The sequence below is a fragment of the Mesorhizobium sp. P2_A12 genome (assembly GCF_056405075.1).
In genome coordinates, this window is the sequence record NZ_JBFUCU010000022.1 from 93,786 (window position 1) to 100,320 (window position 6,535).

A 6,535-nucleotide genomic window follows, 5' to 3' on the forward strand; every position below is an offset into this window, starting at 1 on the left:
AACCCCTACGCCGCTCGTTGACCCTGTGCTGGCTCGATCCCCAGCATTCCATAAGACCCTGGCCCGCTGCCGAAAGGTGGCGGGCTTTTTTGTGTTTTAGATGCCACTCGTAGACCGCTGGTGAAGATCAATCCCTAAACGACCGACGCGCCGTGGCAACGGAACCAAAGCGGTCGCGCCATGTTTACCCCGCGAAGGGCAACTCATTTTTTGGAGAATTCGAAATGAAAGTCATGATCCTGAGCGCGCTGGCACTCTGCTTGGCCGCGCCTGCGGTGGCTTCGGCAGACGAAACGTTCGTCATCCAGACCCACCGACATCATCGCCATCATTGGAGCGACAACAACAACAACGACGGTATGGCCATCTATCGGGACGGACAGCGTCTCCATCACCGCCATCATGGTGAGCAGGCGTTTTACGACAATGGCCAGCGCGCCTGGCAGCGCCGGCATCACGGCGGCCGCGATGCGGTCGTCATCACGGGCTCGGCCGACCGTCCGATGCATCGGCATCGCCACGTCATCATCCAGCAGGACGACAACAACAACGACTACTGATCTTAGCCCTATGGCCCGGCTCCTCGAGCGCGAGAGCCGGGTCATCTTATCCAATTTGCCTAAATTGTTCCGGAACCATTTTAGCGCATGCTAATTGAAGCGCGGCTTGCGAGACAGTTCATGCGTTTGAAGTTCATCCCCGATGATGCCAGTGGAGAAGCCTCCCCGAGGGCGACGCTGAAATTGGATGTGACCTCCCTTCGGGATCATCTCGGCCAGGATCTCGCGACGGTCTTCAAGAGGCATGTCGCGTAGGTCGTGGCCCTTCAGGTGCAGAAGATCGAAGGCGACGAAATAGAGGTCTTGCTGGCGCCGAGTGATCGCCTTCCGGCTAGATTCACGAGGTGAAGTTCGACGGCTACCGCTCCCAGATCGTTCTCGACGGCAACATCGTCCGCATTTTCACCCGCTGTGGGCTCGACTGGACGTCGGAGTATCGCGATCTAGCCGCCGCTGCCGCCTTGCTCGATGTGGAAAGCGCCACCATCATCGACGGCGAGATCATCGTTCTGAACGACGCCGGCTTATCTGACTTCGCCGCGCTACGAAGCGCGAGCCCGGCAAGCCAGCCTTCGCGTTGATGGCCGATCGGGCAACCGGCAAGTATGTCGGTTCTGCCTTCATCAACTCCAGCCGCGCCATCCGCGAACGGCTATGGAAGCGAGTCCAGGAGCACGCAGGACCGCCTCCCAAGGGCATGAAGCGGCCGGCCACGCAATGGGTCAAGCCGGGCCTGATCGGCCGAGTGAAGCACTTGCGCGGCGAGGACGATCTGCGGCATGCCTCGCTGCAGGATTTTCGGGAAGAAAATTGAGGTTTGGGGCGCAGGCCTACGGCGCTTGTGCTGGCGCGAAAAAGCAGTTTTCGTGCTCCTCGGTCGGGTGTAGGCAGATATGAAAATTGTCATCGCCAGACGGAATTACGGCATTCGCCGTGGCAGCAGGGCCTCTATCGAACGATCCTCGACAGCTGGACGATGCTCTTATGAAGTCGTTCCGCCTCCACCAGAAAGCGCTCGATTTCAGCCTCTGAAAGCTGCTTGGAAAGTTTGGTTCTAGCCATCGCGCCATGGCGGCTTTTTGCATTCATGGTCCGAGATCGAGGGGTTTATGCCCGGGCCTTTCATGCCAAATAATTTGCCGAAGATCCCGCATATCGACCAACTGGCCGCAGGTTGGGCAGGGATAGAAATTCTCACGCTCGTCCTCCGGTTCGCCGCCATGACCCTGGCCGGCAATCGGCGGGCCGAGTTCGCTGAGTTTTGTCTTCACGCCATCAGAACATTCAATTTGCCTAAAAAGTTCCGGAACCATTTTAGCGCACGCTAATTGAATCGCGGGTTGCGGGTCAGTTCATGCGTCTTAAGTTGTTCCGCCTTTGATGCCGACCTTGGTGGAGAAGCCTCCTGAGGGTGATGGATGGATTCACGAAGTCAAGTTTGACGGGTACCGCTCTCAGCTAATCATCGTCGAAGACGGCACCAGGATTTACACGCGCAACGGCCACGACTGGACAGCCAAGTATCGCGACCTGGTGAAAGAGGCGGCGAGCCTCGGCGCAGAGAGCGCCATCGTTGACGGCGAAATCATCGTGCTCAACGACGCCGGCCTGTCAGACTTCGGCGAGCTGCGCAAGGCAATCACAAGCCGGCAGCACGACCTCTATTTCGTCGCCTTCGACCTGCTGCACCTCAACGGCCATGATTTGCGCGACATGGCACTGGAGGAACGCCGCAAGATCCTGGCAGGCATGATCGAGCCGGGCGGCCGGATTCAGTTCAGCGAACCACTGCCAGGTGAAGCCAAGGCGGTCTTTCATCTGGTCGATCAAGCCGGGCTCGAGGGGATGGTGTCCAAGCGGCGCGATAGCAAATACCGCAGCGGCCCGTCGACGAACTGGCTGAAGGCGAAATGCTACACGATCGACGAATACGAGCTGCTCGGCATCGAGCGCGAGGCCGGCAAGCCTGCGTTCGCGCTGATGGCCGATCGCGTGACCGGGAGGTATGTCGGCTCGGCCTTCATCAACTCTCGGGGCGCAATCCGTGACCGGCTTGGCCACCGCCGACGGGCATGAAGCGGCCGGCGACGCAATGGGTCAAGCCGGGGCTGATCGGCCGCGTAAAGCACCTGCGCGGCGAGGAAGACTTGCGGCATGCTTCCCTGCAGGACTTCCGGGAAGAATGAGCAAGCGCGGCAGTGATTTTCTCTACCATTGGATGTCGGACCATTTGCCGGACGATCCGATCATCGACCCGGTTCTGCTGGTGATCGATATGGCTGTGGAGGCAAAACAGGCGGCGGGAACGCAAGGCATTCCCGGCGAAGAGATCGATGAAGAAATCGGCGCAATGTTCGAAGTCATCATGCAAGGGTTGCGCTAAAGCGGACATGCGACCGCTTGGCCGGTGCACATTAAGACAAGCTCCAGCGTTTGCCGCGCGGGCCTCATCCAAAAGGCTGTATTCCAACAACTCTGGCGAGAGCGATACACTCACTACTCGGCGCCGTTTCCCTCAAAGTGCCGCCGGCAAAGGCTCGGTACCCCTCTGGTTTGTTCAGTGTCAAAAGCAGGGGCGCCAGCCACCTTTTCCAGCACTTGCCACCGGCGGTCCGCTGGTGCGGTGGTGACCCGTAATGGATCAATAGGTTTGGCACCGCAATTGCATTTGACAGATTGGGTGGGGTGAAGACCCGTCGCTTCGCAAATGGAGTGGCGGGTCTTTCTGCCGAGAGGGGTTTGAATTGGGCGGCCCGGCACACTTGTTGGGTGGGGCGAGGGCACCGGGCCTAACCGGCGGGATGTGCTTGCGAGGAACATCGCCGCCAGCTGGAAACCTTATGCGCTTCTGCTAATTTAAAGTGAAGCAGAATGAAGGAACGCAACGGTTCTGGCGATGATCGACCAGCCGGCCACAACCTACGTCGTCAGCGTGTGAAGCCGCACTGACGCACCACGCTGACCACGAAGGACAAGCAGGCTGCTTTCGATATGGCCAAAGAGATCGGCGACAAGGTTCGGGTTGAAGAGATCACGCCGAAAGCCGAATAGGCGCTAGGCATGACGGAAGGCGCGGGCTTCCTTCTTATTGATGATGCTGTGTTTCGGCTGTCAGTTGTATAGTGGTCTCAGTCATTTCAGTGCGATAAATTCGGGAAGCAAGGTTCGGGTGCCACGGGAGGGTGTGCCATGCGAGAATTGCCATTGGACATCGATGCAGATGCCGTGATTGAAGTGGGTCGATATCTGGATGACGCGAAGACCACCGCAGTTTCGATATCTGAAGCGCTCCGTGTAATCAGGCGTCGCGTCAACAAATCGCGCGTCGGCGACAGCGGTTTGGAGGAACTGATTGTAGAAGGCGCCGCAGCCAGAAAGCTTGCACTCTTGTTGGACACCCACAATTAAGGAACGCCAATGGCGCCGGCCGAGCAAACCGCGCGGTCTGGCTTTCGGTCCTGGGAACTTTCCGACGGGTTTGCGGCTGGATATATCTTTCAGCCGACGGAACGTTTGTACCCGCCCGGTGTTATTGCTCCCCGCATAGGGATCATAAAGGGCCTTGCCCCTCTTGGCCCCTGCGCTTTTGGAGCCGTCGACAGCGGACCCGACGCATTTCAATGATCCCTCTAGGAAGTCAGCTTCAATGATCCTCTAGGAAGTCAGCTAAGGGACCGCTGGTCTGCCTCTGCGGTCCGATCCTGGCAGATCACGCAGGCGGATCGGCAATCTGGGCGAAGCGAGCAATTCGGCGCAGCTCGCCTCCCATCGCCCGAGATATTCGGCGATCGGTAGGCCGCTGCGGCTGGGCCAGCGGTTGAGTGCGCCCAGCGCCTCGACGCAGTCCGGCGCGCTGTCGTATTCGGCAAGGATGGTCACAGACATCGCCCGGGCGAACGGATTGAGGGCGGGCATTTCGATCTCGCCACGATGGTCGGCGAACCACGCCGCGGCGTCGCGCGTCAGCCCCTGGCTGTCGGCGAGCGCGGTATAGCCGCGGGTGATGTTCTCGCGGTAAGCGGCAATGGCATCGCCGAAAGCATTGTCGCCGGCGAACGGCGGGTTCTCCTTCCAGTCCTTCGCCAGGCGCCCCAGGCCTCGCAGCGAGAATGCTTCAACCAGGGCTTCCTCGAGCCACTGGCAGGGAGTCGCCGGCTTGGCATCCGGTTGCCAACTGTTGGCCGTGACATGGCCGAGCTCGTGCCCGAACTGGTAGGCGAGCTTGGACCAGTCGCGCTCGCCGATGTCAACGATGATCCAGGCCATGCTGCTGCCAGGCGGACGCCGTCAAGGCATGCATGCCGCATCCGCTCGACAACCTGATCGGCCGCGCCCTCAAGCATGCGTCCCCAGTCGCCGGCAAGCTCGATCGGCGCGGTGAGGAGAGTCGACGGTGGACCGGTTGGGGGAGATCTTACGGCCATTGGCTTTCCTTTCTCGATCGCGCCAACATACGGAACCTAATATTCGTGCGCAGATTATGGACCAATGAGCACACACGGAATAAACTTCCTGGATCAATGGTTTGCCAACAACGTCCACGAGACGACGAAGGCCGATTTCATTTCGGTCGACGAACTCACGCACAAGTTGATTGCTGACGCGGCGGTGGTAGGAATTCGGGGGATCGAGATCGGCGATGAAGTCGACAGCCTCCATCGAACGATCCTCGACGCGATTGTGCACAAAGATGCGGGTTTGCCCGAATAGACCTTGCCCGCCACCTACGGTTGGGTAGCGCTAGCATCAAAGCAGCGCGGCGAAGGATGATCTGCAAATCCGCTCGCGACATGTCCGCGATGCGGTCTGCGGCGCTCTCAAGCTCTTCGGTGATGGAAAGGCGCGTCACTTCGCCTTTCGCTTCATAGTCGCCTTCTTAGCTGGCGTGTCCGGCGCAGCCTTACGACCTAGACCACTTGCCTTTGCCAGGGCTGATCGTTTCGCGGCGTAATTCGGCGCGACCATTGGATAATCATGCGGCAAACCCCACTTGGCGCGATACTCATCTGGCGTCATGCCAAGCAAGCCAACGTGGCGTTTCATCGACTTGAATTTGCGGCCGTCTTCCAAGCTGACGATGTGGTCGGGAAACACCGACTTCTTAGGGTTGACCGCTGGTGTTTGCGGCTCGGCTGGTCTTGCCACTGGCCGCATGAGATCGGACATTGACTTGTGAACCGACGCGATCAGGTCAGGCAGACTTGCTGCGGGGATGGGGTTGTTGCTGACAAATGCCGATACAATCTCGGCCGTCAGTTCTGCCAATTCAGCGGCGCGGTGGTCGGCTTCGTCGGTCATATGCTGGTGCCCTTCGTTCTCTAATCAATGTTTTATTATTAGAGCGCCCTCAAGTGCGCAACCTGCCGCCCCGCCGGACGAAAAAGCCGCACTGAGGTCGGCGACAAGGCGCGGATCGAGGAGATCACGCCGAAGGTGAAGAATCGCTAGGGTATGGTGGAAACCTCGAAGGCGCTGGTGTGGCCAACTTGTCCACTCCAGAGACCCCAGCTTTCGCAACGGCTACAGCCAACATCACTGGCCAATCCGAACGCCGCACGCCTACTCCCATCGTGTATTGGGATGTTCGTTACTTCTTCGGCGTCTGAGGTGGCACTAGTGTGACATAGGGTGTCCTCGGCTCCTTGCCGGGCTCCCGGTAATACGGTGCCGACTCGCCGGGTGGTCCGAGCGATTTGATGTAAACATACACCGAACGCATGTCGCTTTCGGTCATGGCTTGGACTTGGTACCAGAGCATCGGCGGCAATTGGACCTTGTTCTTGAGGTGGTCGACCCAAGCGTCCTCATCAAAGCCCCTTGCCGAACCCCTGAGATTTACAGCGTAGGTCGTGCCCCAGGGACCCTGCCAGCCAATGGAGGAGCCTTTGAGCGCCTTGGCCGGATCGATTTTCCCATCGGCTTCACGGTATCCTTCCGTGTGGCAGAAATGGCAGCCGCCGATGATCGAAATATAC

Annotated in this window: 8 protein-coding genes and 3 pseudogenes; 7 read left to right on the forward strand and 4 right to left on the reverse strand. The window is 59.1% G+C overall.

Translation table 11 applies throughout. From position 1 onward, the window contains the following. Positions 1-233: 233 nt before the first annotated feature. A complete protein-coding gene (locus AC1DZU_RS30480) occupies positions 234-560 on the forward strand; it encodes a hypothetical protein (RefSeq protein WP_477290500.1) in 327 nt (108 codons plus the stop codon). A 180-nt stretch (positions 561-740) separates the two neighbouring features. Here AC1DZU_RS30480 and AC1DZU_RS30485 read toward each other — a convergent pair. Beyond that, positions 741-890, reverse strand: a pseudogene (locus tag AC1DZU_RS30485) (ATP-dependent DNA ligase); the annotation flags it as partial. A 14-nt stretch (positions 891-904) separates the two neighbouring features. Between AC1DZU_RS30485 and AC1DZU_RS30490 the strand changes: the two are divergent. From AC1DZU_RS30490 to AC1DZU_RS30510, 5 genes and pseudogenes are all read left to right on the forward strand, one after another. Beyond that, on the forward strand, positions 905-1,141 hold the full coding sequence (locus tag AC1DZU_RS30490; RefSeq protein WP_477290502.1) for an ATP-dependent DNA ligase: 237 nt from the start codon (positions 905-907) through the stop codon (positions 1,139-1,141). Further along, on the forward strand, positions 1,141-1,374 hold the full coding sequence (locus tag AC1DZU_RS30495; RefSeq protein WP_477290504.1) for a hypothetical protein: 234 nt from the start codon (positions 1,141-1,143) through the stop codon (positions 1,372-1,374). Before AC1DZU_RS30490 ends, AC1DZU_RS30495 begins: the two co-directional genes overlap by 1 nt. 540 nt (positions 1,375-1,914) lie before the next feature. Next, positions 1,915-2,746: pseudogene (locus tag AC1DZU_RS30500) on the forward strand (ATP-dependent DNA ligase). Further along, positions 2,743-2,943, forward strand: a complete 201-nt coding sequence (locus AC1DZU_RS30505) for a hypothetical protein (RefSeq protein WP_477290506.1) — start codon at positions 2,743-2,745, stop codon at positions 2,941-2,943. The pseudogene AC1DZU_RS30500 and the gene AC1DZU_RS30505 overlap by 4 nt, the downstream one beginning before the upstream one ends. Before the next feature lie 806 nt (positions 2,944-3,749). After that, positions 3,750-3,968: a hypothetical protein gene (locus AC1DZU_RS30510; protein WP_477290508.1), complete on the forward strand. Its 219-nt coding sequence runs from the start codon at positions 3,750-3,752 to the stop codon at positions 3,966-3,968. Positions 3,969-4,226: 258 nt separating this feature from the next. On the opposite strand, the gene AC1DZU_RS30515 is transcribed toward AC1DZU_RS30510, so the two are convergent. Further along, positions 4,227-4,826 carry a hypothetical protein gene (locus AC1DZU_RS30515; protein WP_477290510.1) on the reverse strand — a complete coding sequence of 200 codons (600 nt, stop codon included), beginning with the start codon at positions 4,824-4,826 and terminating at the stop codon, positions 4,227-4,229. Between the two features lie 222 nt (positions 4,827-5,048). Here AC1DZU_RS30515 and AC1DZU_RS30520 point away from each other — a divergent pair, with 222 nt between their 5' ends. Then, positions 5,049-5,270 (forward strand): DUF768 domain-containing protein, encoded by a 222-nt coding sequence (locus AC1DZU_RS30520; RefSeq protein ID WP_477290512.1) that lies wholly within the window; start codon positions 5,049-5,051, stop codon positions 5,268-5,270. A 135-nt stretch (positions 5,271-5,405) separates the two neighbouring features. Here AC1DZU_RS30520 and AC1DZU_RS30525 read toward each other — a convergent pair whose 3' ends face one another. Both AC1DZU_RS30525 and AC1DZU_RS30530 read right to left on the reverse strand, forming a co-directional pair. Continuing rightward, positions 5,406-5,858, reverse strand: coding sequence for a Ros/MucR family transcriptional regulator (locus AC1DZU_RS30525; RefSeq protein WP_477290514.1), 453 nt, complete (start codon positions 5,856-5,858; stop codon positions 5,406-5,408). A 289-nt stretch (positions 5,859-6,147) separates the two neighbouring features. Next, positions 6,148-6,535, reverse strand: a pseudogene (locus AC1DZU_RS30530) (hypothetical protein); the annotation flags it as partial.